At 61.8% G+C, this 24,954-nt stretch carries 25 protein-coding genes; 9 read left to right on the top strand and 16 right to left on the bottom strand.

The window, feature by feature from the left end:
- Positions 1 to 119 precede the first annotated feature (119 nt).
- The gene (locus C6V82_RS11765) at positions 120 to 1,064 is read left to right on the top strand and encodes an alpha/beta hydrolase (protein ID WP_229843176.1); all 945 of its coding nucleotides are present in this window, start codon (positions 120 to 122) and stop codon (positions 1,062 to 1,064) included.
- On the opposite strand, the gene chrA is transcribed toward C6V82_RS11765, so the two are convergent.
- Positions 1,061 to 2,260, bottom strand: coding sequence for a chromate efflux transporter (gene chrA, locus C6V82_RS11760; protein ID WP_102587193.1), 1,200 nt, complete (start codon positions 2,258 to 2,260; stop codon positions 1,061 to 1,063). The two genes, C6V82_RS11765 and chrA, sit on opposite strands and share 4 nt — an antisense overlap.
- Positions 2,261 to 2,392: 132 nt before the next feature.
- Here chrA and C6V82_RS11755 point away from each other — a divergent pair, with 132 nt between their 5' ends.
- A complete protein-coding gene (locus tag C6V82_RS11755) occupies positions 2,393 to 3,361 on the top strand; it encodes a magnesium transporter CorA family protein (protein WP_102587192.1) in 969 nt (322 codons plus the stop codon).
- A 48-nt stretch (positions 3,362 to 3,409) separates the two neighbouring features.
- Here C6V82_RS11755 and C6V82_RS11750 read toward each other — a convergent pair whose 3' ends face one another.
- The 11 genes from C6V82_RS11750 to C6V82_RS11700 all read right to left on the bottom strand — a co-directional run bounded on the left by C6V82_RS11750 (position 3,410) and on the right by C6V82_RS11700 (position 12,794).
- Positions 3,410 to 4,567, bottom strand: a complete 1,158-nt coding sequence (locus C6V82_RS11750; RefSeq protein WP_102587191.1) for an MFS transporter — start codon at positions 4,565 to 4,567, stop codon at positions 3,410 to 3,412.
- A 92-nt stretch (positions 4,568 to 4,659) separates the two neighbouring features.
- Entirely contained in the window at positions 4,660 to 5,511 is an 852-nt protein-coding gene (locus C6V82_RS11745) for a DNA-3-methyladenine glycosylase family protein (RefSeq protein ID WP_268248453.1), read from the bottom strand.
- Between the two features lie 86 nt (positions 5,512 to 5,597).
- On the bottom strand, positions 5,598 to 5,807 hold the full coding sequence (locus C6V82_RS11740) for a DUF3820 family protein (protein WP_102587189.1): 210 nt from the start codon (positions 5,805 to 5,807) through the stop codon (positions 5,598 to 5,600).
- A 154-nt stretch (positions 5,808 to 5,961) separates the two neighbouring features.
- A complete protein-coding gene (locus tag C6V82_RS11735; RefSeq protein ID WP_102587188.1) occupies positions 5,962 to 6,168 on the bottom strand; it encodes a cold-shock protein in 207 nt (68 codons plus the stop codon).
- 265 nt (positions 6,169 to 6,433) lie between these two features.
- Entirely contained in the window at positions 6,434 to 7,216 is a 783-nt protein-coding gene (locus C6V82_RS11730) for a DUF1499 domain-containing protein (RefSeq protein WP_102587187.1), read from the bottom strand.
- A gap of 121 nt (positions 7,217 to 7,337) precedes the next feature.
- Positions 7,338 to 8,612 carry a TRAP transporter large permease gene (locus C6V82_RS11725; RefSeq protein ID WP_102587186.1) on the bottom strand — a complete coding sequence of 425 codons (1,275 nt, stop codon included), beginning with the start codon at positions 8,610 to 8,612 and terminating at the stop codon, positions 7,338 to 7,340.
- Position 8,613: 1 nt separating this feature from the next.
- Positions 8,614 to 9,183, bottom strand: coding sequence for a TRAP transporter small permease (locus C6V82_RS11720; protein ID WP_102587185.1), 570 nt, complete (start codon positions 9,181 to 9,183; stop codon positions 8,614 to 8,616).
- A gap of 5 nt (positions 9,184 to 9,188) precedes the next feature.
- On the bottom strand, positions 9,189 to 10,214 hold the full coding sequence (locus C6V82_RS11715; protein WP_219724482.1) for a TRAP transporter substrate-binding protein: 1,026 nt from the start codon (positions 10,212 to 10,214) through the stop codon (positions 9,189 to 9,191).
- A 43-nt stretch (positions 10,215 to 10,257) separates the two neighbouring features.
- Positions 10,258 to 11,214 carry a C-terminal binding protein gene (locus C6V82_RS11710; protein ID WP_180978234.1) on the bottom strand — a complete coding sequence of 319 codons (957 nt, stop codon included), beginning with the start codon at positions 11,212 to 11,214 and terminating at the stop codon, positions 10,258 to 10,260.
- Between the two features lie 98 nt (positions 11,215 to 11,312).
- The gene (locus C6V82_RS11705; protein ID WP_102587182.1) at positions 11,313 to 12,068 is read right to left on the bottom strand and encodes a fumarylacetoacetate hydrolase family protein; all 756 of its coding nucleotides are present in this window, start codon (positions 12,066 to 12,068) and stop codon (positions 11,313 to 11,315) included.
- 3 nt (positions 12,069 to 12,071) lie between these two features.
- On the bottom strand, positions 12,072 to 12,794 hold the full coding sequence (locus tag C6V82_RS11700; protein ID WP_102587181.1) for a FadR/GntR family transcriptional regulator: 723 nt from the start codon (positions 12,792 to 12,794) through the stop codon (positions 12,072 to 12,074).
- A gap of 200 nt (positions 12,795 to 12,994) precedes the next feature.
- Here C6V82_RS11700 and C6V82_RS11695 point away from each other — a divergent pair, with 200 nt between their 5' ends.
- The 3 genes from C6V82_RS11695 (at position 12,995) to C6V82_RS11685 (ending at position 15,731) form a co-directional block, all read left to right on the top strand.
- Positions 12,995 to 13,348: a hypothetical protein gene (locus C6V82_RS11695; protein ID WP_102587180.1), complete on the top strand. Its 354-nt coding sequence runs from the start codon at positions 12,995 to 12,997 to the stop codon at positions 13,346 to 13,348.
- 52 nt (positions 13,349 to 13,400) lie between these two features.
- A complete protein-coding gene (locus tag C6V82_RS11690) occupies positions 13,401 to 13,973 on the top strand; it encodes a nucleoside deaminase (RefSeq protein ID WP_102587179.1) in 573 nt (190 codons plus the stop codon).
- 159 nt (positions 13,974 to 14,132) lie between these two features.
- Positions 14,133 to 15,731, top strand: a complete 1,599-nt coding sequence (locus C6V82_RS11685) for an SLC13 family permease (RefSeq protein ID WP_229843174.1) — start codon at positions 14,133 to 14,135, stop codon at positions 15,729 to 15,731.
- A gap of 86 nt (positions 15,732 to 15,817) precedes the next feature.
- On the opposite strand, the gene C6V82_RS11680 is transcribed toward C6V82_RS11685, so the two are convergent.
- Positions 15,818 to 18,028 (bottom strand): heavy metal translocating P-type ATPase, encoded by a 2,211-nt coding sequence (locus C6V82_RS11680; RefSeq protein WP_102587177.1) that lies wholly within the window; start codon positions 18,026 to 18,028, stop codon positions 15,818 to 15,820.
- 312 nt (positions 18,029 to 18,340) lie between these two features.
- Here C6V82_RS11680 and C6V82_RS11675 point away from each other — a divergent pair, with 312 nt between their 5' ends.
- On the top strand, positions 18,341 to 19,549 hold the full coding sequence (locus C6V82_RS11675) for an MFS transporter (protein ID WP_229843173.1): 1,209 nt from the start codon (positions 18,341 to 18,343) through the stop codon (positions 19,547 to 19,549).
- Between the two features lie 49 nt (positions 19,550 to 19,598).
- On the opposite strand, the gene C6V82_RS11670 is transcribed toward C6V82_RS11675, so the two are convergent.
- The 3 genes from C6V82_RS11670 to C6V82_RS11660 form a co-directional block, all read right to left on the bottom strand.
- Positions 19,599 to 20,906, bottom strand: a complete 1,308-nt coding sequence (locus C6V82_RS11670) for an MFS transporter (protein ID WP_102587175.1) — start codon at positions 20,904 to 20,906, stop codon at positions 19,599 to 19,601.
- A gap of 129 nt (positions 20,907 to 21,035) precedes the next feature.
- Positions 21,036 to 21,644 carry a glutathione S-transferase N-terminal domain-containing protein gene (locus tag C6V82_RS11665; protein WP_102587174.1) on the bottom strand — a complete coding sequence of 203 codons (609 nt, stop codon included), beginning with the start codon at positions 21,642 to 21,644 and terminating at the stop codon, positions 21,036 to 21,038.
- A 30-nt stretch (positions 21,645 to 21,674) separates the two neighbouring features.
- Entirely contained in the window at positions 21,675 to 22,847 is a 1,173-nt protein-coding gene (locus C6V82_RS11660; RefSeq protein ID WP_102587173.1) for a YbfB/YjiJ family MFS transporter, read from the bottom strand.
- Positions 22,848 to 22,916: 69 nt separating this feature from the next.
- Between C6V82_RS11660 and C6V82_RS11655 the strand changes: the two genes are divergently transcribed.
- The 3 genes from C6V82_RS11655 to C6V82_RS11645 all read left to right on the top strand — a co-directional run bounded on the left by C6V82_RS11655 (position 22,917) and on the right by C6V82_RS11645 (position 24,853).
- Positions 22,917 to 23,102, top strand: coding sequence for a hypothetical protein (locus C6V82_RS11655; protein WP_102587172.1), 186 nt, complete (start codon positions 22,917 to 22,919; stop codon positions 23,100 to 23,102).
- A gap of 83 nt (positions 23,103 to 23,185) precedes the next feature.
- On the top strand, positions 23,186 to 23,977 hold the full coding sequence (gene blaOXA, locus C6V82_RS11650; RefSeq protein WP_102587171.1) for a class D beta-lactamase: 792 nt from the start codon (positions 23,186 to 23,188) through the stop codon (positions 23,975 to 23,977).
- A gap of 114 nt (positions 23,978 to 24,091) precedes the next feature.
- Positions 24,092 to 24,853, top strand: a complete 762-nt coding sequence (locus tag C6V82_RS11645; RefSeq protein ID WP_102587170.1) for a metallophosphoesterase — start codon at positions 24,092 to 24,094, stop codon at positions 24,851 to 24,853.
- Positions 24,854 to 24,954: the final 101 nt, after the last annotated feature.

Raw genomic sequence — 24,954 nt, 5'->3', positions numbered from 1 at the left:
TTGGAACAATGTGACCCCGAACCGGGTCGGACAGCATTTAGCCTCATGAATTCCCTGCATAACGGTAACGCCATGTGTCGGATCTTTGCCCGACCCGATTGCCGCCAAGGAGGATAGATATGCGCTCGATGCATCGTTCAGCGATTCGCTCCACCCTGGTTCGCCGTCTGTCATCTCTGGCCTTTTTCGCCCTGATGGGGGGGGTATGGCTGACGTTTGCCTCGTCCGCTCACGCTGCGGGGCAGGTCAGCCACCAGAGCTTTCCTTCACAAGTGCTCGAGCGCGACTACCCTTACACTCTCTACCTGCCCGAGGGGTATGCGGTATCGAACCAGGCGTATCCGGTCATCTACCTGCTGCATGGCTCCTTCGGTAGCGAGACCGACTGGGTGGATTCCGGCCTGCTGCGCCGCACCGCCGATCGGATGATTCGCCTTGGCGTGATACCGCCGGTGGTCATCGTCATGCCGGGTTCGGAGAGCTGGTGGATCGACGGCTACAACGAATCGGCACGTACGGCTTTCATGGACGAGCTGATCCCTCACATCGAGGATAGCTGGCATGTGGTGCCCGAGCGCGAATGGCGTGGCGTGGCGGGGCTTTCCGCCGGTGGATTCGGCGCGCTCAACTTCGCCTTCGAGTTTCCCGAGCGCTTCGCCGCGGTAGCCGCGTTCAGCCCGGCAAGCTATCACCCGTTGCCGCCGGAGCAATCCTCCGCATGGCGCCACCCGGCGTTCCAGCGCAATGGCGAGTTCGACCCCACGCTTTGGGAGCAAACCAACTACACAGCACACCTGGACGCGTACCTCGCCGGTGACACCATGGTGCCGGTGTATCTGACCGCCGGGGGGCGCGACCACCTCAACGCCGTGCATCATGCGCGCCTGCTGCAGAGTGCCTTGCTGCCTCATCAGCCGGCCAATGTGCGGCTCGACGTACTGCCCGGTGGGCATACCTGGCGCGTCTGGCGGGCGAGCCTGCCGCGCGGATTGAGTTTCATGTCGCGCCACCTGCGCGAGCCTGTACCGTTCGAGGGCGACGACGCCCAGGTGGTCGCTCCTTAACTGGTCGCACCCGCACCCAGTGCCATGCCACCCAGACCGCACACCAGCACGGCCACCCAGGGTGGCAGTTTCCACACTGCAAGCAGTGCGAAGCCGACCAGAGCCAGGGCGAATTCGCGCGGCCCGAGGATCGCACTGGTCCACACCGGGTGATACAGAGCGGCACCCAGCAGCCCCACTACGGCCGCATTGACCCCGCGCAGCACGGCTTGAATACCGGGGCGCACGCGCAGGGTGTTCCAGAACGGCAGCGCCGCCAGCAACAACAGCATCCCGGGGACGAAGATCGCCACCAGCGCCAACAGGGCGCTGAGTACGCCACCCCCGTCGAGCGCCATGCCAAGATAAGCGGCGAAGGTGAACAGTGGGCCCGGTATTGCCTGGGCGGCCCCGTAACCGGCCAGGAAGTCACTCGCGCTCATCCAGCCGCTCTGCACCACCTCCGCCTCGAGCAGCGGCAGCACCACGTGGCCCCCACCGAATACCAGCGCCCCGGCGCGATAGAAGGCATCCACCAGCGCAATGCCCTGGCCGGCACCCGACATCGTAAGCATCGGCAGGCCCGCCAGCAGCACGATGAACGCCGCCAGGTACACCATCCCCGTGCGCCGGCTGACCGGCATGGGCTGCATGGTGTGGCTTACGGCCTTGCCATCGCGGCACACCCATAGCCCGGCGAGCGCCCCCATCACGATAGCCGAGACCTGGCCGAAGGCACCACCCACCCCTATCACCAGCAATACCGCAAGCACCGCGATGGTGGCGCGCTGGCGATCCGGGCAGAGTGTTTTGGCCATGCCCCACACCGCATGAGCGACGATGGCCACCGCCACGACCCTCAGGCCGTGAATCAACCCGCTGCCGAGCAGGCCATCGATGCTTGCCGCCCCCAGGGCGAACAGCACCAGCAGGATTGCCGAAGGTAGTGTGAAGGCCGTCCAGGCCGCCAGCGCGCCCAGCGGCCCAGCTCTCATCAAGCCCAGCGAGAAGCCCACCTGGCTGCTCGCTGGCCCCGGCAGAAACTGGCATAACGCTACCAGGTCGGCATAGGCATGTTCATCGAGCCACTGGCGCCTGGCCACGAACTCGGTTCGGAAGTAGCCCAGGTGCGCAATCGGGCCGCCGAACGAGGTCAGGCCAAGGAGCAAAAACGCGCGGAAGACCTCGCCTGCGCGCCCGGAGGAAGGCGTTACCATGCTATCTCCTGCGTAAGCTGAAAGGATGTTTGATCAAGCACGCAAACGCTCCGGTTCCTTCGGGCCCAGAGTGTGCCATAGAGTGTGCCATAGAGTAGGTTGACGACTATCGCATGCCAGGATGACAAGACAATGATACGAACACTGCTGCTGGATACCGAGGGTCAGGTGGAGGTGGGCGATGAACGTCTGATCGAGCGCTGGAGCGAGATGTCGGACTGCCATATCTGGATCGACCTGCAGGGGGAGAGCGTGGCCAGTGAGCGTGCGATGCTGGAAGCCTTCGGTTGCCACCCCATGGCCATCGATGATGCCCACCGCGAGCGGCACCCGCCAAAGATCGAGGAATTCGATACCCACACGTTGATTCTCTATCGCGGCATCTCCTCCTTCGATTCGGACCTGAATTTCGTTCCCCAGCAGATGGCCTTCTTCGTCGGTGAACGGTTTCTGATCAGCCTGCACCCTGGCACGGCCATGAGCATTGACCGGCTGCTCGCAGGTGATGGCAAGACTCTGCTGCGCCGCTCCCCCGAGCATGTGGCGCTCAAGATCATGTACGTGTCAGCCGGCTTCTACATCGACAGTCTTCTGGAGTTCGAAAACCAGCTCAGCGATATCGAGGACGAACTCCTGGAAGATGGCAGCGATGCGCTGATGCGCCGCGTGATCGGTTATCGCTCGCGACTGGTGAAGATGCGTCGGGTCTTCAGCTACCACGTGGGCATCACCCAGGAGCTCACCGCCTACGACTACTCGCATCTGCCTCGTGGCAACGACGACACCCTGCACGCCATCAATGACGTTCACGAACGCTTCGACCGCCTGCTGACCCTGACCCAGATGTACTACGACATCTGTGGCGACCTGGTGGATGGCCATATCTCCCTGGCGTCCCATCAGCTCAACATCACCATGCGCGTACTGACGGTGATCACCGCCATCTTCGTGCCCTTGACCTTCCTGGCCGGTATCTATGGCATGAACTTCCAGCACATGCCGGAACTCGCCTATCGCTATGGCTACTTCGTACTGCTGGTGATGATGTTGCTGATCGGCCTGGGGCTGCTGTGGGTGTTTCGCCGCAAGAAGTGGCTTTAAAGCGACCTGGCGGGGCAGGTACCACTGACGGCGGTCGGCGACGCCCGATCAGCGGCCCGTCAGCCGCACCATCCGGCGCAGCGCGACCAGACCCGCGATCAGCAGGCCCATCAGTGCCACCAGCAGCAGCGGAAAGGCACCGGTGCCGGCCCAGTCGAGCAGTGGGCCGGCAATCGAAGGCAGCGCCATTGCACCGACCCCACCGGCCAGGAAGATCAGGCCGGTGGTGCGCCCGCTCATCGCCATCAGCGCATTGCTGAGGCCGAACAGGGTAGGGAAGATCGCCGAACACGCCAGGCCGAACAGCAGCGCGATCAGCCACAGCGGCAGCCAGCCGAACTGCAGGGCCAGGGCGGAAAGCAGCCCAAGTCCGAGGCAGCCGCGCAGCACCATCCAGGGTGTCATCTTGCGCAGCAGCGGAATCGCCAGCAGCCGCCCGGCAGACAGTGTCATCCAGAACAGCGTGACCAGCAGTGCCGCATCCCCCGTCGCCAGCCCCTCCAGGGTGGCGTAAGCAGTGATCCACCCGGCAAAGGTGATTTCGGTGCCCACGTAGAGCCCGAACATCGCAAGGAACAGGCCCAGCCGCCGGGCATTTGGCGGCGGTGGTGGCTCTCGCTCGCCATCGCGGCTCGGGTCTGGTCTGGGGCTTGGCACGCGTGCCAGGGGAATCACCAGCAGCAGCGCGTAGGCGGCCACCAGCCAGAATGTCCAGGCGGCCTTGCCAGTTAGCGCCAGTACCCCGATCAGCACCAGCGGAACCAGCATGTTGCCGAGCCCGAAACAGAAATGCAGTGCGCTGATCCAGGGCGGCGATCGCACGCCATGTGCCCACAGCAGCAGGGTGTTGGAGCTGGCATTGATCGACACTTCCGCAAAGCCGAGCACGAACACCACGCCTGTGAGCACGACCAGCGCATGGCTGAATGGCACGGCAATGAGCCCAGCCGCCATCAGCAACAGCATGCCGATCACCACCCGGTGGCCCGAGAAACGATCCACCAGCAGGCCCGAACCTACTGAGCCGAGCATATTGCCGAGTGCTCTCGCGGTGAACAGCACGGCGATCTGGCCCATGGTCGAGCCGGTCATCTCGGCCAGGTGCGGTAGCGCCGGCCCCAGCAGGCCACCACTGGCGCCGATGGCGATGAAGATCAGGAAATAGCGGTAGGTTGCCCGTCGGGCATGGTGGGTTGCGTCCTGCATGTCCACTCCAGGGCTGTTTATCGCGAAGAGGTGGGGATGATGCGTGATAATTGTGTCACGTTCAGGGTGGGCGAGCATGGCCGTTCAAGCCATCAGCGCGACCACAGCTGCAGGGTCAGATAACTGCGCCACGGTGTGGCGACGTTGGGATCGAGATGGCCACCGCTCTCGGTGACGGAGGCAAGCGCCTTGCGGATGCCGAGATCGCCGCCCAGCCAGATGTCTGGATGGGCAGCGCCGCGCATCGCCGCGTAATCCGCCGTCCATGGGCCGATGCCCTTGAGGGCGGTCCAGTGCTCGGTGCGCGCTCTCTCGGCGGGTGCGGCATCGGCGTACCAGGCAGCGAAGCGGCGCAGTGTATCGCGCCGGGCGTTAGGCATGCCAAGAAAGCCAAGATCGCTTGCGGCCAGCGCCTGGGGGGGCGGGAAGAAGTGGCCAGGCGGGAAGTAGTGGCCAGGCGGGAAGTAGTGGCCAGGCGGGGAGAGCGTGGCAGGCTCGCCCAGGGTTGTGACCAGCTGTATAGCCAGTTTGCGTGCCGCCACCACCGTGACCTGCTGGCCAAGGATCGCCCGCACACCGGCTTCGAACAGGCTCCAGGTATTGGGCAGGCGCAGCCCTTCGATCAACGCAAGGCCAGGCAGCCCCTCGGCCAGATGCGCCTCTATCACCGCCGTGTCGGCATCCAGGTCGAGCACACGACGAATCTGGCGAACCACGTCGGGCAGTGCCGAGGGATCATCGAGCGTGAGTGTGATCGCGAAGCGATGATGGCGGGGTTCGTGCACGGCGGTGAACGCACCTCGTGCCTCGCGCCAGTGGAACCGTCGGCCATAGTGGTCGTCGCCAACCCATTCCAGGCCGGGCAGATGGCGCGACATGAGAAAATCACACAAGTGTGCCCATGCGTAGGGCGGGCGATAGGACAGGCTGATCAAATGGATCATGGCGGATAGTGTCATCCGGCGCGTGGGCCCCGCAGGCTGGAAACGGCAACGAATGGGAGCCTGCTAATCGGTCGGCCACGTGGTTGTCAGCGGCGCAGCGGTTCCAGCAGGCCGGAAAGGCCGTTGTGGTCGATCTCGTGCATCAGGTGCAGCAGTCGACCGATCCGGCTATCGGGAAAGCCTTCTCGGGCGAACCAGTTCAAGTAGGGGCCGGGCAAGTCGGCGATCAACCAGCCTTTATATTTGCCAAATGGCATGCGCAGGGTGACCAGCGTCTGCAGATCCTCGGGGTTCACCGGCGTCCTCTCGTGTCGCATCAGGTGGCTTCGAAAGAGGATAACTCTAGCAGCCAATCATGTTCATGGCAGCCCTGAAACGCAATAGGGCCAGCATGAGCGGGCCCTATTGATCGAGCCGGGGAGGCTCGAGAACTCGTTGGATCTATTCAGATCACGCGAGTTGCTTGATGTTCGAGGCCTGAAGGCCTTTCTTCCCCTGGGTCACGTCGAATGAGACGGTCTCGCCTTCCTGCAGAGACTTGAAGCCTTCTGCCTGAATTTCGGAGAAGTGAGCAAAGACATCATTGCTGCCGTCTTCCGGCGTAATGAAGCCAAAGCCTTTTGCATCGTTGAACCACTTGACTGTTCCAGTCGTCATAATTAAATCCTTTCGCGCTCAGCGCTTTATGAAATTCCTGGTGTAACCCAGATGAAGTAGCGGGTCGAACAAGGAAGATATCTTCAGGCTGTCGAAAGAATTCGAATGCTTCTGAAACTTTACTGCTTGCTAACCAACTGGTACCCACGGTGTCATGCATAAGCGCACGGGTCAAATCCTTTCTCAGCTTCTTTCTCAATCCTCTTTCCCAGCTTCTGTCTCAACCCTCTTTGCTCGATCACTCTCGTGCTTGTTGTTCCAAGCGTCATTCCGCAAGCCTGTTGGGATGCTTGGCCTTGAGCGCCTCCAGATAGCCATTCACCCGCCCGGCATTGGTGCCGATATCGCTCATGCCCATGCGTGATGCCGAGCGAACGTCCACCCGCACGCCGTCATTCCCGGGAGTCAGGCGTACCACCACGTCATCCTTGAAGCCAAACCAGCGGGTGGTGGCGGTGGCCTCGAGCCTGGAGTCACTGACATGGGCGATTTCCCACCCCGCCTCGCGCGCCACTTCCTCGACGGTCTGGCGTACTTCTGCAAGGGGTAGGGCGATAGTCAGCGGCTGGATCGACGGGTAGGCCGTGCGCTGCTGGCGGGCGAAGTCCTCGCCTGGATAGTCCACGGCATTGGGCGCCGCCTCGCGGGCCGGGGCCAGCGTCTCGAAAACTGGCGGGTCTTGCATGTCGGTGGTGATGTCGTGAATCGGCGGTACGTTCTGGGCGCGTTGCATCATCTGCCAGGGCACCACCATCATGCCCGCCACCGCCGCGATGACCATAAGCCCCACTAGCGCTGGCTTGCCGCGACGACATACGCTTGCGATACCCAGTGCGACGAGCCCCAACGCCGCCGCCCCCATGGCCAGGTAGGCGCCCTGGCGCAGCAGGCCGAACGACTCGCCGAGCGAGGTAACACCCAGGCGGTGGAGCGGGCCCGCCCCTCCCATCAGGGCGGCGCCAATCACCAGCAGCAGCACGGCAACCCAGGCGAATACCACTGGCCAGCGGCCGCCGCGAGGACGAGGTCTCAGGGAAAACTTTGACATGCGCGCTCCGAAGGTTCGCGGTTGACCTCCACCAGCATAAAGGCCTAGGGCAGTTCCTGCTGCACTGTGTCCTCCATGCTTCCCTAACGCAGACGCTTGTTGGTCACGTGGCAGGCGCTTGTCAGAACATCAGCCCCGGAAGCCAGGTCGAAAGCAGCGGCACGAATGCCAGCAGCATCAGGCAGGCGATCAGCGTCACCAGGAATGGCAAGACCATGCGTGACAGTTCGCCGATCGAGACGCCAGAGATGCTGCAAGTGGCAAACAGCGTGATGCCAACAGGTGGCGTCGCCATGCCGATGGCCAGTGCGACGACGGTAATGACACCGAAGTGCACCATGTCGATGCCCAACTGTTGAGCGATAGGCGTGAATATCGGCACCACCAGGAGAATGATTGCCCCGGTTTCCATGAAGGTGCCGAGGATCAGGTACAACAGAATCATCAGCATCAGAATCAGGTAAAGATTGGTCGAAAGCCCGAGAATGGTATCGGAGACCATCTGCGGCACCTGCTCGATCGTCATGATCCAGCCGAATGGGCTCGCAACGGCGATGAGCAGCACGATCATTGCCGAGTTCAAGGCCGCCTTGTAGAAGATGGGCAAGATGTCCTTCCAGCTCAGCTCCCGGTAGATGAAGGTGCTGACGACCAACCCGTAGACGACGGCAATGCCAGCCGACTCGGTTGGTGTGAAGGCCCCGGTCATGATCCCGCCGAGTATGATGACAGGCATCAAGATGCCCCAGAAGGAGTCGATGAGCTTCTTCCAGCGCTGTTTCCAGTTCTGCTTCGCCTCTGCCGGGTAGCCGAGCCGGTGGGAGCGTATGATGCTGACTATGATCAACGCTCCAGCCAGCAGCGCGCCCGGAATGATTCCGGCAATGAACAGTTGGCCGATGGACACGTCGGCGACAATACCGAACAGAATGAAGGTGATGCTGGGAGGAATGACCACACCAAGGCATGAAGCCGAGGCAACGACAGAAGACGCGTAGGACTTCGAGTAACCACGCTTGACCATTTCAGGTATGGTCAACTCCCCCACGGCGGCCGCGGTGCCGGGTGCGGAACCCGAAATCGAAGCGAAAAACGTACATGCCATGACCGAAACGGCCGCAAGCCCACCCTTGAAATGTCCCACCAGGGCGCTGGCAAGCTCGACGATTCTCCTCGAGATACCGCCACGCTCCATGATGGATCCCGCCATCATGAACAACGGAATGGCAAGCAAGGGGAAAGAGTTGATACCGGCGACCATGCGCTGTGGCAACATCTCGACGGGCATCATGCCACTGGCGACAAGACTTGCCAGGGCAGCAAGCCCCATGGCGAATCCAATGGGGATGTTGATGATGAACCCCGCCACCAGGACGGTTAGAAGAACGGCCAGCATGTCATGCCCCTTTTCGGATCAAACGTAGTCTGTTCTGGGAGTTGAATATTTCGATTATGCAGTAAAGAAGTATCAGTGCACCCATGATGGGAACCGAGGCGTATATCCAGCTCATGGGGATTCCGAGCGCAGGAGATGTTTGTAAACGTGTTGCCATGACCACCTTGGAACCATAAAAGACCAGATATCCCGAGAACGACATGATGCAGAGATTTCCGACAATCTCGATCATGGTCCGTAGCTTCTCGTTGAAGAGGTTGACGATGATGTCGATGCCAATGTGTATCTTGTCCCGAACGCCCATTGCAATGGATAGAAAGCTGCACCAGATGAAGATGAAGCGAATGGCTTCCTCGCTCCAGGAGCTTGACCGATTGAACCCGTAGCGCATCACCACCTGGTAGAAGGTCAACGCGGCAATGGCAATCATCATGGCTACGATGCATGCCTTGAGAAACAGATCGAGATAGCGAACTGGGCTCTTGCTTTTCTTGTGATCCACCACTGTTCCCTCGAAATCAGGATGTTGAGAAGGAGACCGGAGCGCCATGGCGTGATAGCGCTCCGGCACGGGCGTTACTCCGTTGCCATGATGTTGGAGATGAGTTCTTCCCCTCGTTCTGGATCCCCGCTACCCAGCACTTCGTAGTAGCTGGGGTAGATCTTTTCCAGAGCCGCCTCGATGAAGGCATCCTTCTCTACTTCATTGATCTCCATACCATGGCCTTCGAGCGCCTTGCGCATTTCGACCTGGTAATCGGCCAGTGCCTCACGCTGGATGGCGCTCGCCTCCAGTGCCGCCTTGGAAATGATCTCCTGATGCTCCGCATCCAGGGTGCTCCACCAGGCTTCGCCCGCAATGTACTGGCGCGGGTAGTAGAAGTGGCCGCTCAAGGAGAGGTAGTCCTGCACCTCGTAGAAGCGCTGGCTGTTGATCAGGTTCATCGGGTTCTCCTGGCCATCCACCACACCTTGTTGCAAGGCCGTGTAGAGTTCACCGAAGGACATCGGTACGGCAGAGGCGCCGAACGCATTCAGGGTGTCGACCATGACCTCGCTTTCCATCACACGGATCTTGAGGCCTTCGAGGTCTTCCATGCTGCGAATGGGCCGCTCGTCATTGGTGAAGTACCTGAACCCTCCATCGTTATAGGCCAGGTGCCTGATGCCCGCGTCCAGGTATTTTTCCTGCACCATGCTGCCGATTTCACCATCCAGGACATTATGGGCATGGTCGATATCGCGGAATATGAAAGGGAGGTCCCACAGCATGGCCTCGGGTACGAAGCCACCCATGGGACCATTCTCGACATCACCCATCTCGATCATGCCGAGTTGAACTCCTTCCACGATCGCTCGTGCGTCGCCAAGTTGGCCCGCTGGGTAGATTTGGACATTGATCTCACCGTCGGACCGTTCTTCCACCATTTTCTTGAAGGCGTCGACCCCGACATTCTGCGGGTCATCAGGATTCGTGTTGCCGTTGTGAGCGAGTTTTATATCCACGGCTGCATTGGCAAGCGAGCAGACAGACAGTGTTGCCATGAAAGTGCCGGCAACAAGGGTGTGCATTAACGTGGTGCGTGCTGGTGACGTGGTCATTTTGTTTTCCCTCATGAGACATTCTTGTTGTTGGATCATGTGTTTAGTTGACCGGGTGGGCTGGCGTGCCGCTATGGAGCGTTCTAGCGACTTCTTGCGAAGCTTTTCTTCTCAGCTCCGACACGGAATCCTGAGACAGGAAAGCGGTGTGGGGGGTGATGATGACATTGTCCAGTCTGGACAATGCGGGTGCTCCATGGGGAGGTTCTCGTTCGAGAACATCCATGGCGGCGCCGGCGATACGATTTTCTATCAATGCGTTATACAGGTCGTCTTCCTCTATCAGTCCTCCTCTCGATGTGTTGATGATAAGTGCACTCTCCTTCATCCTGCCTAATGCCGATTTGTCGATGATATGGGCGGTCTGGTCGTTCAGGGGAAGGTGAAGCGATAGGTAATCGACCTCATCGAGGAATTCATTGAGGTCATCGATCTTGTGAATATTCTGGCGGGACAGCGCCTCGGCCGAGCTGTAGGGGTCGTGGCCCACCACATTCAAGCCGAAGGCCATGGCGCGCTTTGCCACTTGCTGGCCAATCGCGCCACAACCAAGCAAGCCGAATGTCTTGCCTCTCAGCCGTGGCGCACTCTTACCATCATTGGCATTCCATGTGCCGTGCCTGACTTGCTCGTTCAGGTGGCAGATGTTTCTGGCCAGCGCCAGGAAAATACCGAACGTATGATCCGCGACTTCGTCCTGGCAGTAGTCGGGAACGTTAGCCACAACGATGCCTTTCCTGGATGCTGCTTCAAGGTCGACGTTGTTGTATCCAATGCCCGCCCTGACAATGACCTTGCAGTGGTTCAGGTTGTCGATGACGTCCGCACCTACTTGCGCATATACCACTAGTAGCGCATCCACGTCCCTGCCGAGCTCAGAGAGCGTTGCGGCATCATGAGAAGGGCTTAATTCGAAGTCGATGCCATTTTCCTTGAATACACTCTGTTCGAGTGACGTGTCAGGGAAGATGGTATCCGTCATCAATACCGATGCAGTCATGATATCGTCTCTTGTCATTGTTGTCTTTTTGGGCGCAGAAAGAGCCCGTATCGCTTTGCTGGAAGCAATACTATGCGCGTTTATATGTGGTGGTGGCGTTATTCGATATTCAGCGTGTTGGTCAGGGTGCCGATCCCATCAATGGTGATTGACATCTCATCTCCCGAGTTGACCGGCCCCACGCCATGGGGTGTTCCAGTGAGGATGACATCCCCGGGCATCAGCGTCATGCACCGAGAGATATAGCTGACAACCTCATTGACCTGGAAGATGAACATGTTGATGTTCGAGCGTTGTCTGACTTCTCCGTTGACTGTCAGCTGTATACTGGCATCTTGCTGGTTGATCTCTGTGACGATACCCGGACCCAGTGGGCAGAAGGTGTCGAAGGACTTTCCGCGAGTCCACTGCTTGTCGCTGAGCTGAATGGCCCTGGCCGTGAAGTCATTCGCGCAGGTGAAGCCGAAAATCACCTCAGCTGCTTCCTCTATGGAGACATTCTTCGCCTGCTTGCCGATGACGATCGCCAGCTCACCTTCATGGTCGAGCCGGCCCAGGCCTTCTGGTGCCTTGATCGTGTCCTGATGCGCGATGACGGTTGTCGGTGGCTTCAAGAACAGCAAGGGGGCCTTGGGCAGCGCCTCATTCATCTCTTTGGCGTGATCCAGATAGTTCAGGCCCACGCAGACCACCTTGGACGGCTCGCAAGGGGCAAGTAGCGTGACGTCGGACATAGGGACTGTTTCATCGCTTGGCTCGACACTGTCGAACATGTTGCCTTCGAGTCTGGTAACGATCCCTTCGGCCAAATGGCCATGATGAGTCTGGTTGTTATAGTTATAACGAACGTACATGAATTATACTCCTCCTTTTATTGTGTCTTTCTTGACCAGGTGGTTGAGTCTTTCCTGGACATCCATCAAGTGCAGCTGCATTTCGTTTTCGGCCTGCTCTGCATCATTGTTCTTCAAGGCTTCAAGAATCTTTCCATGAAATTTTATGGACTCCTTCATGACGGGCTTGTCATACCCGACACTCTTCTGGGCCCTGAACACCAACGTGATGATGGCGTTGTAGAGGCTCGCCAGTACCCGGCTGTTCGACGCCTTGGCGATCTGCTGATGAAAGGCGATATCAGCAAGAACGTAGTCATCATTGTTATCGTCACGTTCCGCCTTGATCATCAACTCCAGTTGCTGTGACATGATGCTGATATCCTGCGCCTCGATGCGACCGGCTGCCAGGCGAACCATGGTGCGCTCCAGAAACATCCTGGCTTCCGTCACATCATCGTAACTGCAGTCGTTCAGCAGAATCTTCAGTGCCAGTGTTTCCTCCAGGATCGAGGAGAAATTGGTGGTGATGACGGTTCCGGCATTGGTTCTGCTCAACAACCCCTGCAAGGAAAGAATCTTGAGGCCTTCCCGAACCGAAGCCCGGCTGACGCCAAATTGCTCGCACAGTTCACGTTCGCTGGGAATGCGATCGCCTTCCTTGAGATCACCGCTGACGATCATGGACTTGATCTTGGCCACGACGTCGTCACTCAGGCTCTTCTTCTCCAGCGGCTCAATTTTCATATGGCGGTTACTCTCGGCTAATGCGGCTCATGTTCCGTGGACTCGTGGTGCTGTGGTTCTATGATCTGATGGTCAGACCACGCAATGGCCTTAAGTTAGTTGCGCATGAAATCCGGGTCAAGATTTTTTTCGGGCGGTTGCGCCGTACGTCGTCATGCGCAATCCTCGATCCCGACCATCCCTCCCGGCGCGAGAATCGCATGGCCAAACCCAACGACCCGGGCACTCTTGCGGCCCACGTTCGCCGGCTGCTCGAAGTGACGCCCTCGAGCCAACTGCCGATGACCTATCAGCAAGTCGCCGAATCGCTTGGCCTGGCCCCGCCACGCACCATCCAGCGGGTCGCCATGGCACTGGAAAGCCTGATGCGTGAAGACGCCGAGCAGGGCCGGCCGTTCATCGCCGCGCTGGTGGTGAGCCGCCGGGGGGAGGGCATGCCCGCCAGGGGGTTCTTCGATCTCGCCGTGGCACTCGGGCGTTTTCCCGATGAACCGGCGCGTCACGAGGAGTGGTACCGGCAAGAGGTCGAGCGAGTGATGGCCCAGCGGTCATGAGTTTCAAGGGGCTCATGCGAATTGCATGTCTGAATGAATGATCGGAGGCAGCATGAAACCGCTGTTGAACACAGGGACAGAGGTGACGGAGTCCACACTAGCCGCCATCGCGCATATGCCCACGGCAAGCCTGCCGGTGCTGATGAGTGACGACTTCGCGCGGCGCCTCAGCGACGCCGACTTGATGCGTATCGCAGTGCTGCTGGCGCGCAAGAGCTATGCAGAGGGCGGCTGCCCGATTGGTGCCGTGATCGTCGATAACGCCACGCGGCGCATTCTCGGCAAGGGGCACAACACCCTGGTGCAGGAGAATCATCCCTATAACCACGGGGAGACCGCCGCCATCCGTGATGCCGGTCGCATCGACTTCAGCCGCACGACACTATTCACCTCGCTGAGCCCTTGTGATGTCTGCGCGACGCTGCTCTACATGCGTGGCTTTTCGCGGGTGGTGGTGGGCGATGTCACCAATGCCTCGGGCACGGAAGCCCTGTTGCGCAGCAAGGGTGTGCAGGTCGAGGTGCTGGAAGATGTGCGGGGTATCGGGCTCTACGCACGCTTTCGCGCCGACAACCCGGCGCTGGACCGCGAGGATTGGAAGGGCGTGAGCGGGGCCGGTGAGTGAACGTTTGTCCGCGACAAGTCATCGCCAACTGCTAGCATGGAATTCATGGACTGTTTGCCACGCAGTGCGGACGCAAGACAACAGCCGAGCGCCTATAGGAGCTGCCTGGCCCTGACTTCCGCGAGCCCTGATTTCGCCATGTAGACAAGGGACATGAAGATGAGCGAACAACAACGCGAGCACGAAGAGTACGACGAATTGGCTGGGGGAGGGGGCGGCGGCCGGTCAGCCAGGATGATCTGGGGCCTGCGCGCCTTCGGGCTGTTCATGGCGCTGCTGGTGTGGCTTGCCATGGGCCAGGCCGAAGGGCTCTCGCCGGACGCGCGCTGGGTCGCGACCATTGCCACCCTGATGGCGGTGTTCTGGATGACGGAAGCCATCCCGCTCTCCGCCACGGCCTTGCTGCCGATCGTGCTGATCCCGATGTTGACGGCACGCACCGTCGGCGAGGCAACAGCCCCCTACGCAAGCTCCATCGTGTTTCTGTTCCTGGGTGGCTTCCTCATCGCCATCGCCATGGAGAAATGGAACCTCCACCGGCGCATCGCACTGTTGACGCTAGCCAAGGTTGGGGTCGAGCCGCGGCGGATCGTCCTTGGCATGATGCTTGCCACCGGCTTTCTGTCGATGTGGGTGTCGAACACCGCCACCACCTTGATGATGCTGCCGATCGGGCTTTCCGTACTGCGGCTGGTGGCGGAGCGCAGCGGCGAGTCGGCGGAAACGGTCACCCCTGGCCATGATCACCACCGGGCGGGCCATGTCGACTTCATCACCGACGCCAACATCCAGCGTTTTGGTGTCTGCCTGCTGCTGGCGATTGCCTGGTCGGCCAGCATGGGCGGTCTTGGCACGCTGCTCGGAAGTCCCCCCAACGCCATCGTCGCCGGTTATGCCGCCGACGAGCTGGGCCGTACCATCGGCTTTCTCGAATGGATGATGCTCGGAGTGCCGCTGGCCTTCACCTTCATTCTGGTGGGCTGGGTGCTGATGACCCGCGTGCTCTACCGCTTCAAGGTCGAGGAGATTCCCGGCGGCAAGGAGATGATCGACGGCGAGATCCATAAGCTCGGCCCGCTCAGCCAGGGCGAGAAGATGGTGATGCTGGTGTTCGGCTCGGCGGCCTTCCTGTGGGTGGTGCCCGGGGTGCTCGGCAATCTCCCCTGGATAGGCGAGCGGCTGGGGCCACTGGGCCAGCTAAATGACACCGCCGTTGCCGTGGCCGCTGGTATCGCGATGTTCATTCTGCCCGCACGCGGGCGCAGCGAAATGGTGCTGAATTGGCAGGATGCCGAAGATGGCTTGCCGTGGGGCGTGCTGCTGCTGTTCGGCGGTGGCCTGAGCCTCGCCGGCGCGGTGGCGTCGACTGGCCTGGATAGCTGGTTCGGCGAGCAGATCACCGGGCTGCAGGTGCTGCCGATACTGTTGCTGGTCGCCGCCGTGGCCATCATCGTGCTCTTCCTGACTGAGGTCACCAGCAACACGGCCACAGCCGCGACCTTCATTCCCGTGCTCGGCGGGGTGGCGGTCGGTATTGGCGCCGACCCGATGACACTGCTGATTCCGGCGGCCTTCGCCGCGACCTGCGCCTTCATGTTGCCGGTCGGCACCCCGCCCAACGCCATCGTGTTCGGTACCGGCGCGGTCACCATTGCCCAGATGGCGCGCGGTGGCGTGGTTCTCAACCTTGTCGGGGTCGTGTTGATCACCTTCTTCTGCTATCTGCTCGGCGGCGTCGCCCTTGGACTGCAGTTCTAGGCTGGGCGGAGAGGGGCGTGGCGATGCCAGCTATTTCGCGTTTTGCGACCGCCCCGATATCGACTCAGCCAGGATGCCAGGCTCGCTCAATCAGATGATGGGGCAATGGCAATCTTGCTCGAGCCGGCTACGGCGGCGTTGTCGAGCGTGAAGCGATAGCCAAGCAAACGCATGGCGTTCAGGGTCACCAGCACGGTGGCGCCGGTATCCGCCATCACGGCGATCCACATGCCGGTGATGCCGAATGCCGTGGTGACAAGGAAGATGGCTTTCAGGCCCAGGGCCAGGGCGACGTTGGTCTTGACGTTGCGCAGCGTCGCCCGCGAGAGGGCGATCAGCTCGGCGATGCCGCCGACGCGGTTCTTGAGCAGGGCGGCATCCGCCGTTTCCAGGGCCACGTCGGTGCCGCCGCCCATGGCGATGCCGACATCGGCCACCGCCAGGGCCGGGGCATCGTTGATCCCGTCGCCTACCTTGCCGACCGGCCCGCGCCCTTCGGCCTGCCACTGCTGCACGCGCCTTGCCTTGTCCTCCGGCATCAGTTCGCCATGCGCCTCGATGCCCAGAGAACCACCGATGGCCGCCGCCGTGCGCGCATTGTCGCCGCTTAGCATGACCGCCTCGACCCCCAGGCGTGACAGGGCGGCGAGTCCTTCGAGTGCATCTTCGCGTGGCTCATCGCGAACAGCGATCAAGCCCAGCGGGCGCGTGCCTTCGATCCCTCCATGTTCGACCAGCACGGCAAGGCTCTTGCCGGCTTCCTCCAGCGTGGCGATCCGCGCGCCAAGGCCGCCATCGAGCATGGCCTGTTCGGCGAACTGCCGAGGGGTGATCAGGCTCAGCTCGCGCCCCTCGACTTTTCCGGCGACCCCACGTCCCGCAAGGGCGCGGCTTTCGCTGGCCTGCGCAATCGGCAGCCACAACTGCCGGGCATACACCAGGATGGCCGTGGCAATGGGGTGGCTGGAGTCACGCTCCAGCGCTGCCGCCAGCCTCAGGACCTCGTTCCCACCCTGGCCAGTCCAGTCCTCCACGTCGGTGACCCTGGGGGTGCCGGCGGTGAGTGTGCCGGTCTTGTCCAGTGCGATCAGGCGCAGCTTGCCCAACTGCTCGAGCACCGCACCGCCCTTGATCAGCAGGCCATGCCTTGCGCCCGCCGAGAGACCGGCGGCGATCGCCGCGGGCGTCGAGATCACCAGCGCGCAGGGGCAGGCGATCAACAGCAGGGTCAGGGCGCGATAGACCGATTCCGACCAGGCCATGGTCGAGACCAGCGGCGGGAGTATCGCCATCAGCAGGGCGAGTCCCACTACCGCCGGCATGTAGTAGAAAGCGAAGCGGTCGATGAAGCGCGCCACCGGTGCCTTGGCGGCCTGGGCCTCTTCCACCAGCCGGATGACCCGGGCGATGGTGTTGTCCTTGGCGCCGCGTGTCACCTCCACTTCCAGGGCCGCATCGAGGTTTACCGTACCGGCGAAGATGTCATCCCCCGGGGCGCGCGAACGAGGCACGGATTCGCCGTTCACCGGCGACTCGTCGAGTTCCGACTCGCCCGACAGGATACGGCCATCGCAGGGCACTCGGTCGCCGGGCCGAATCATCACTCGCTGCCCAGGCGTGAGCGAGGCAGCCGAAACTTCTCGGGTTTCGCCACCCTCCATCAGCCGCGCCGTGGATGGGGTCAGGTCCGCCAGGGCCGTGATGCTGTGACGCGCCTTTGATGCGGCCACACCCTCCAGCAGTTCACCCACGGCGAACAGGAACACCACTACCGCGGCCTCCGCCGCGGCGTTGATGGCCAGTGCGCCCAGGGCGGCGATACTCATCAGCATCTCGATGGTGAAGGGGTTGCGCATCTTCAGCGCGCCCCAGGCGGCTTGCATGATCGGCAGCAGACCCACCAGGGTGGCCGCGACGAAGGGCCAGTTGCCAAGGGTCGGCCAGGCCAGGCGCAGGGCGAAGGCCAACAGCAGCAGCCCTCCGGTCACCAGCACCAGGCGCCCCTTGGTGGTCTGCCACCAGGTTGCCGACGGGGTAGCGGAATCCGCCTTCTCATCCTCATCGATCAGCCGGTAACCGAGCTCGGCGAGGGTACGCTCGATCGCATCATGTGAAGGCGTCGCGTGCAGGTGGGGCTGGATCGTCACCGAGCCTGTGACCGAGCTGGCCGATACCTCATCGATGCCTGCCAGTCGGCCCAGGGCGGATTCGACCTTGCGCTCGCAGCCGCCGCAGTCCATGCCCTCGACGCGCAACCTAAGGGCTGACGAATCCCCAGTGTGTGCTGGTTTGTGCATGGTGGTGCTCCTGCGGATAATCTAGTGTTCAGCGTAAACCCTGTAGCGACTGCAGCTTCAACTACAGCTTCAACTACAACTACAGCTTCAACTACAGTTTCAAGTCGATTTTCTATAGCGGCTTCAAGAGCGACTTCAAATTCGATTCCGATGCCTGCAAAGGAGTAATTGACATGCCGGACGCCACCCACGGCGGCGCTCACGATCTGGGCAATCGGTGACTGGAGTCGCCAACGAAGGACCACGATGATGACTTCAGAGACCGGTATGGACGACCGTCACCTTCCGTGGCCCTTGCGATGGTGCGGGCCCGTGGCGACGATTGCCGTGGCTCAGTTGCTTGGCACGTCACTGTGGTTCAGCGCCAATAGCGCGGCAGCCGACCTGATGATCGCCTGGCAGGTCAGCGCCGCCGATATCGGCTGGCTGACAAGCTCGGTGCAGGTAGGCTTCATCCTCGGCACGCTGTTCATCGCGCTTAGTGGCCTGGCGGATCGCTATCGTGCCAGCCGGATATTCGTCTGCAGCGCGGTTGCCGGCGCGCTGTTCAACGCCGGCTTCGCCTGGTTATCGGAGGGGCTGACCAGCGCCATGGTGTTTCGCTTCCTGGTAGGCGTGTCGTTGGCGGGCATCTATCCGGTTGGCATGAAGCTGATCGTCAGCTGGGCCCCCGAGCGTACCGGCCAGGCGCTGGCACAGCTTGTCGCGATGTTGACGCTAGGCACGGCGCTGCCCCATGCGCTACGGCAAGTGGGTGCCGACCTCCCTTGGCAGACCATCATTCTCGCTTCGTCGGGGCTCGCGCTGCTTGGTGCCCTGCTCATCCATTGGCTGGGGGACGGGCCTCATCTGCCAGATGCTCGCCAGAGGAGGGCGCCTTCGCCCTCCGCAGTGGGGCGGCGGGTCACGGTCCTTGATGCGTTCAGGGTCAATCGGTTTCGGGCCGCCGCCTTGGGATACTTCGGGCACATGTGGGAGCTTTACGCCTTCTGGACGGTGGTGCCGTTATTGGTGTCGCACACGGTGCTGGCCAGCAAATTCGCCGTGCTTGGGGTATCCGGCATGTCGTTCGGCATCATCGGCGTCGGTGCGCTGGGCTGCGTGATGGGTGGGTGGTTGTCACGCCGCTTCGGCAGCGCGAAGGTGGCGTTGGGCGCGCTTGGCGCCTCGTGCGCATGTGCCGTGGTGTTTGCCATGTTCTGGCAGGACCTGCCGGCCATCGCGCTTGGCCTTCTGCTGCTGGTGTGGGGCGCGACCGTCGTCGCGGACTCGCCGCAGTTTTCCGCCTTGTCGGCGCAGGCCTGCCCCCGGGAATTGGTGGGTGCGGCGCTGGCGATTCAGAACTCCATCGGCTTTGCCATCACCGTCGTCTCGATTGCCGCCACTACCATGCTGTTCGAACGTATTGGACTTGGCGCCGCCTGGCTACTGGTTCCCGGCCCGATCGTGGGGCTGCTCGGCTTCGCCTGGGCATCCAGGCGAAGCATCAATGAGGGTGTTTCCACTGAAGGCACACCGTGACGGCAACTGTCTTGCAAGGGCTCTCATGCAGGGGCTCTTGTAGAGGCGCTTAAAGGGTCTCTTCCTCTTCCGCGACAGGCTCTAGTGGGTCGCCATTTTCGTCCAGCAATTGGTGATCATAGGCTGCCTGAAGGCCGGTATCCTCAGCCGCTGGCTGCTCTTCCGGCGTTTCAGCGTCTGTTTCCTCTGTCCAGTCCGCCCAGTAATCAATGTGGCCTGGATAAATCGGCGACAGTATCGCCACCACAATGCCGGTCACCGAGAAGACCGAAAACGCATAGGCATACCCGAAGCCGTCCACCAGCAGGCCAACGACCGGAGACCCGGCTGCCTGGCCAAGCGCACACGCCATGAAGGGCAACACCGGCCCCATCGACAATCGGCCTGGCAACAGGCGAATGCCCGTCATCAGATATAGCCCCGTCAAACTCATGTAAGCGAGCCCGAATACCATCGCGGAGAAAATCGCCAGACCCAGCGTGCTGGGGCTGGCGGCCAGCAACACCAGGCTTGAAGAGAGCATCATCAGCATCAAGGCTTGGGTGATCGGGGGGTTGTTGCGGTCGGCCAGGTCACTGATCACGGCGCCACCGAGGCCGGCGATACCTGCCGCGAACCATAGCCAACCGGTGTTGCCCGGGGGCAGTGCTCCGAGGCTGACCAGCAGGTCCGGTGCGAACAGCCAGTACGGGGCGGAAACAAAGCCCATGGCAAAGGCAAACAACGAGAGCCGGATGAGCCGCGACCACTGCGACCGAGTAAGGGGCGGTGGCGGTGCAGCGTTTGCCGGCACGACACGTGACACCGAGGGAATGAAATACCACGCGGCCACGACCCCGATACCCGCCAGTACGGCAAAGCTTACATACGTTAAACGCCATGCATCGGCCAGGAACACAACGGTAGGCACGGCAACGATAATGCCGATGCTGGTGCCTGCGTTCATGATGGAACTCACGCGGCCGTGCATCGTGCGGCTGACCAGCGCCTGCATGGCCGCGGTCAGCGCCGGCATCATCAAGCCGGTACAGATGCCGCAGATAAACACACCGGCCCCGAGGGTGAGTGCGTTCGGGGCCTGGCTGATGAGCGTAAGGCCCCCGGTACCGAAACACCCCGACAGGACCGCCAGGTTGCGCGCGCCGAGGCGATCAGCGGCCACCGGTGCGACCAGCGTGGCGAGCACAAAACTGATGAAGGGCAGCGCCCCGATGATGCCGACGAGGTACGGCGTCAAAGAAAGCTCGGCACTGATGGAGGGGACGAACAGGCCGAAAGCGAAGCGCGCGAGCCCGTAACTGATCGCGACCAGCGCTGCACCAAAGAGCGCAAATCCCATGTTCGACAAGGTCTTCATGCCGGGACCCTCACTGTCGCTTGTCTTGAATGGCTTTCGACAGCGGCGATTGTCCCAGTGACATCGGTCATGAGCAATGCGCAATCACCGGGGGTGCCGGTTTTTAACCTTTTCGAAGGCCGGTTTGGCTCACTGAAAGGCGGTTGTCTTGACGTTTTCTGTGCTGGTGATCCGGCGGTGCCAGGCCTCAAGCCTCGGGCGGTCCTTCGCCCAGCTCACCTCGGGCAGTCGGAATGCCAGGTAGTCGAGCGCGACGGCGACCGAGATGTCCGCAAGGGTCAGGGCCGTGGTGGCCTGTGGGACATCGAGCTCTGGCTCCAGCTCCAATTGATCCAGCAGTCGTGTGATGGCCCGCTTGCGGCGCTGCCCCAGCACGCTGGCGTCCGCCTCGCTGCCCTGATGTTTCCTTGCGATCACCGTGTTGAAGGCGGCATCCATCAACCCCTGGCCAAGCCCTGCCAGATGCAGCACCTCACTCAACCGTGATGCAGGGATGAGCGGTTGACCGTGGCCGAGCCCCTCGAGGTAAAAGGCGATCAACAGCGACTCGCCAAGCGCCGTGCCATCGTCCGCTATCAGCGCGGGGATGCGTGCCGCGGGGTTGGCCTCGAGCAGTGCCGGGTCATCGCTCCAGGGGTCGCACCAGCGCAGCGTCACCGCCTCGGCCAGGCCCTTTTCCAGCACCATGATGCGCACCATGCGGGCATAGGGTGAACTTGAGTTCAGAAAGAGTTCCATGCGTGCTCCCTCGTGGGTGAATGAGCGGTCCTAGCGTACCTGTACGCCACGGCTGAGAAGGATCAAAGCGCAGCCGCCGCCGAGCATGACACTTCCCATAATGAACAGCGGGGTATACGTTCCCCAGTGAGCATAGAGCGCGGACATGCCATACCCGGAGGCCGCTTGTGCCGCCGCGAACGCCGCGGTGGCGCGCCCCCACAGCTGCTTGTGAGCGGTCGGGCCCACCAACTCGGCGAGGCGGCCAGAGGTCAAGGCAACGATTCCGGGAATCATGGCACCGACCACGAACGAGGATACCGAGCGGCTGAGCATCGCCAAGGATACCAGTGGCAGCGCGATTGCAATGGCCTTGGCCGCGAACGCAAGCGTCAGCCCATGGTGCCAGCCCAGCCGCCGCGCAACGGCGCTGGCGATCAAGGGGCCGCACACGGCGCCAACGCCAAAGATGCCCCACTGCAGGGCGGCGGCATGGTTGCCCAGGACTTTCTCCCTGGCCAGGTAATCGACCCAGAACACCGTATGTGGCACGAAGCCCGCTGCATCCAGGGCGTAGGCGCCGATCACCAGCGCTACTACCATGGCTACCCCACCGCGTGCGCCGGACGCATTCGCTTGCCCAGTTGGCGGGACAGCCGGCATCCGCAGGTGAGCCAGTCCACGGTCACCCAGCAGCCCTGCCACCATGCTGAGCAGGCCAAGGGTGACCCAGGTCGCCATCAGGCTGGCCGCGATCAACATCGGCACTACCCAAGCCGACAGCAGCGCCCCCAGGCCGATGCCGGCGAATACCAACCCACCGACACTGGTACGCCGCTCGGCCGGAGTGGCGGCAAGCGCCAGTGAAGGGCCGATTACCATCAACATGGCCCCGGCGATGCCGGAGACCAGCCTCCAGACGAAGAACCAGGCGAAGCTGGCGGGCCAGGCACACAGCAGAAAGCTCAGGGTGATGGCCGCAAAGCACACGCCGATGACGGCCCGCGCGGGGTAGCGTTCGGATAACGTATGCGCGGACAGGGCGCCGATCAGGTAGCCAAGCAGGTTCGCGGCCCCCAGGTAGACCGCCTGGCTGGCGCTGAACCATTGCGCCTGAATCAGCACCGGCAGCAGTGGGGTATAGGCAAAGCGAGCCAGGCCGATCCCGGCAAGCGTGGCCATGATGCCGGTGAGCAGGGCAGGAATGTCTCGCTTGTCGAGCATGGAGGGCTGTCCTGGTGAAACGGCAATGCCTGATAGAGTACCCTCAGGCCCTGGCTCACGGAAAAACTAATGACCATGCACAATCCCCCTCATCCCGGTGAATTCATCCGCGAGGTTATCTGGAGCCTTTCGGTCTCAGCTCTCGCCAGCTCGCCGAAAAGCTGGCTGACCATGCAGGATCAGTTTGACCTTTGGCGGGCACGCCGCGCGGTGGACCTGCGCGAGGTGGAGTCGATCTCCTTCGATGCGGTGTAAGGCAGGGCCGATGAGCCCAGCCTGCGGGGGCTGTTTGATTTATATCAGCATAACGGAATATAACCATGACCCTAAAATTATTGATGGCGGGAGCCCTGGCACTCGTCCCGGCACTCAGCCTGGCACCCCTGACGGCGGTAGCCGATGCCTGGCAGTCGCGCGACGACTGGGCGGCGCTCTTTCAGGAGCACGATGCCGAAGGCGCGTTGCTGGTGGTGGATGAACGCCAGGACTCACGGGCGACCTGGGTGCACAACGCCGCGCGTGCCGAACAGCGCTTTGTGCCGGCCTCCACCTTCAAGGTGCCGCATACCCTGTTCGTGCTGGATGCCGGCGTGGCGGAAGATGAATTCCAGGTGTTCGCCTGGGATGGAATCGACCGTGGCGTCCCGGCATGGAATGCCGACCAGAATCTGCGCTCCGCCATGCGCAACTCGACGGTGTGGCTCTATCAGCGCTTCGCCCGGGAGCTCGGCGAGGAGAGCGAGCGCCGCTACCTGGAGGCGATCGGCTTCGGCAATGCAGAGATCGGCGCCGATCTCGAGAATTTCTGGCTGGAGCCGGGCCACCTGGAGATCTCCGCCGAAGAGCAGATCGACTTCCTCCAGAGACTTCATCGCAATGAGCTGCCATTCGACGAGGCCGACCAGCGACTGGTCAAGGACCTGATGATCGTCGAAACCGGTCGCGACTGGATGCTACGCGCCAAGACCGGCTGGTCCGGTGAGCTCGGCTGGTGGGTGGGCTGGGTCGAATGGCCCAGCGGCCCGGTATTCTTCGCACTGAACATGGATACCCCCAATCGCATGGACGATATCCCCAAGCGGGATGCCATTGTCCGTGCCGCCTTGCGCGACATGGAAGCGCTGCCCTGAACCGATGTCTTCAGCGTGCGTTCGCCGCTACGGGCGCTGCCTGCCACGCCAGCGAGCGGGAAGTGAGGGCGCGGTTCCTATATCCTGATAGCGGTAGTCGACAAGGAGGGTGCCATGCGACTCAGAGTGCTGTCGGACCTGCACCTGGAACACTTCGACGAGGGCCGTGAACTGCCGGATGTGGCGGCGGATGCGGTGATTCTCGCCGGCGATATTCATCGTGATACCGAGGGACTGGGTTGGGCCGCCAAACGCTTCAGGGGGATGCCCATCCTCTACGTGCCCGGCAATCACGAGTTCTATGGCACCTGCATGCCGCGGCTGCGCCGGGCGCTGGCCAGCGAGGCCGAGCGGCTCGGCATTCATCTGCTCGACAACCGCTCGCTCACCCTCGGGGGCGTGCGGTTCCACGGCACCACGCTATGGACCGATTTCGCCCTCTACCGCGATCAGCCTGACCATGACCCCACTCTGACCGAAGAGAAGGCGCGCTGGCTGATGCCGGACTTCAGCATCATCGAACAACCCGAAGGGGAGACCTTCAGCCCGGCTCAGAGCCGGCGGCTGCACGCCGAGGCCCTGGCCTGGCTCACCCAGGCACTGGCCGAACCCTTCGACGGGCCGCAGGTGGTGATCAGCCATCATGCGCCGCTGGCCGAGTGCATCCCACCACGCTACCAGGGTGATGGGTTATCGCCGGCCTTCGCCTCGCATCTGCCGGCGTTGATGGGGCGCATGGACCTATGGATTCACGGCCACGTTCACGAGCCAGTGGACCGGCGCGTCACGGGCACGCGGGTGCTGGCCAACCCCGGCGGCTACCCAGGGGAGTTCGAGCCGCCCCTTTTCACCCCCGGCCTGGTGATCGATGTCTGAGGACTCGCCGGCTGTGCGCTGGCTCCAATTCATATCGGCCGTATATTGTCAGCGCGTCGATCCGAGGCATAGGACAAACGGTCTTGCGCTGCTAGTCTGAG

It is taken from the genome of Halomonas urumqiensis (assembly GCF_003028575.1).
GTDB classification, from domain to species: Bacteria; Pseudomonadota; Gammaproteobacteria; order Pseudomonadales; family Halomonadaceae; genus Halomonas; species Halomonas urumqiensis.
The sequence above is the reverse complement of the archived record's forward strand: the minus strand, read 5'-3'. Positions and strand labels throughout refer to the sequence as shown.

What these genes read in the sequence shown, in the direction of transcription:
- C6V82_RS11765 (WP_229843176.1), top strand. Translation starts at nt 120, where the DNA reads ATGCGCTCGATGCATCGTTCAGCGATTCGCTCCACCCTGGTTCGCCGT.
- chrA (WP_102587193.1), bottom strand. Translation starts at nt 2,260, where the DNA reads ATGGTAACGCCTTCCTCCGGGCGCGCAGGCGAGGTCTTCCGCGCGTTT.
- C6V82_RS11755 (WP_102587192.1), top strand. Translation starts at nt 2,393, where the DNA reads ATGATACGAACACTGCTGCTGGATACCGAGGGTCAGGTGGAGGTGGGC.
- C6V82_RS11750 (WP_102587191.1), bottom strand. Translation starts at nt 4,567, where the DNA reads ATGCAGGACGCAACCCACCATGCCCGACGGGCAACCTACCGCTATTTC.
- C6V82_RS11745 (WP_268248453.1), bottom strand. Translation starts at nt 5,511, where the DNA reads ATGATCCATTTGATCAGCCTGTCCTATCGCCCGCCCTACGCATGGGCA.
- C6V82_RS11735 (WP_102587188.1), bottom strand. Translation starts at nt 6,168, where the DNA reads ATGACGACTGGAACAGTCAAGTGGTTCAACGATGCAAAAGGCTTTGGC.
- C6V82_RS11730 (WP_102587187.1), bottom strand. Translation starts at nt 7,216, where the DNA reads ATGTCAAAGTTTTCCCTGAGACCTCGTCCTCGCGGCGGCCGCTGGCCA.
- C6V82_RS11725 (WP_102587186.1), bottom strand. Translation starts at nt 8,612, where the DNA reads ATGCTGGCCGTTCTTCTAACCGTCCTGGTGGCGGGGTTCATCATCAAC.
- C6V82_RS11715 (WP_219724482.1), bottom strand. Translation starts at nt 10,214, where the DNA reads ATGACCACGTCACCAGCACGCACCACGTTAATGCACACCCTTGTTGCC.
- C6V82_RS11710 (WP_180978234.1), bottom strand. Translation starts at nt 11,214, where the DNA reads ATGACTGCATCGGTATTGATGACGGATACCATCTTCCCTGACACGTCA.
- C6V82_RS11705 (WP_102587182.1), bottom strand. Translation starts at nt 12,068, where the DNA reads ATGTACGTTCGTTATAACTATAACAACCAGACTCATCATGGCCATTTG.
- C6V82_RS11700 (WP_102587181.1), bottom strand. Translation starts at nt 12,794, where the DNA reads ATGAAAATTGAGCCGCTGGAGAAGAAGAGCCTGAGTGACGACGTCGTG.
- C6V82_RS11695 (WP_102587180.1), top strand. Translation starts at nt 12,995, where the DNA reads ATGGCCAAACCCAACGACCCGGGCACTCTTGCGGCCCACGTTCGCCGG.
- C6V82_RS11690 (WP_102587179.1), top strand. Translation starts at nt 13,401, where the DNA reads ATGAAACCGCTGTTGAACACAGGGACAGAGGTGACGGAGTCCACACTA.
- C6V82_RS11685 (WP_229843174.1), top strand. Translation starts at nt 14,133, where the DNA reads ATGAGCGAACAACAACGCGAGCACGAAGAGTACGACGAATTGGCTGGG.
- C6V82_RS11680 (WP_102587177.1), bottom strand. Translation starts at nt 18,028, where the DNA reads ATGCACAAACCAGCACACACTGGGGATTCGTCAGCCCTTAGGTTGCGC.
- C6V82_RS11670 (WP_102587175.1), bottom strand. Translation starts at nt 20,906, where the DNA reads ATGAAGACCTTGTCGAACATGGGATTTGCGCTCTTTGGTGCAGCGCTG.
- C6V82_RS11665 (WP_102587174.1), bottom strand. Translation starts at nt 21,644, where the DNA reads ATGGAACTCTTTCTGAACTCAAGTTCACCCTATGCCCGCATGGTGCGC.
- C6V82_RS11660 (WP_102587173.1), bottom strand. Translation starts at nt 22,847, where the DNA reads ATGCTCGACAAGCGAGACATTCCTGCCCTGCTCACCGGCATCATGGCC.
- C6V82_RS11655 (WP_102587172.1), top strand. Translation starts at nt 22,917, where the DNA reads ATGACCATGCACAATCCCCCTCATCCCGGTGAATTCATCCGCGAGGTT.
- blaOXA (WP_102587171.1), top strand. Translation starts at nt 23,186, where the DNA reads ATGGCGGGAGCCCTGGCACTCGTCCCGGCACTCAGCCTGGCACCCCTG.
- C6V82_RS11645 (WP_102587170.1), top strand. Translation starts at nt 24,092, where the DNA reads ATGCGACTCAGAGTGCTGTCGGACCTGCACCTGGAACACTTCGACGAG.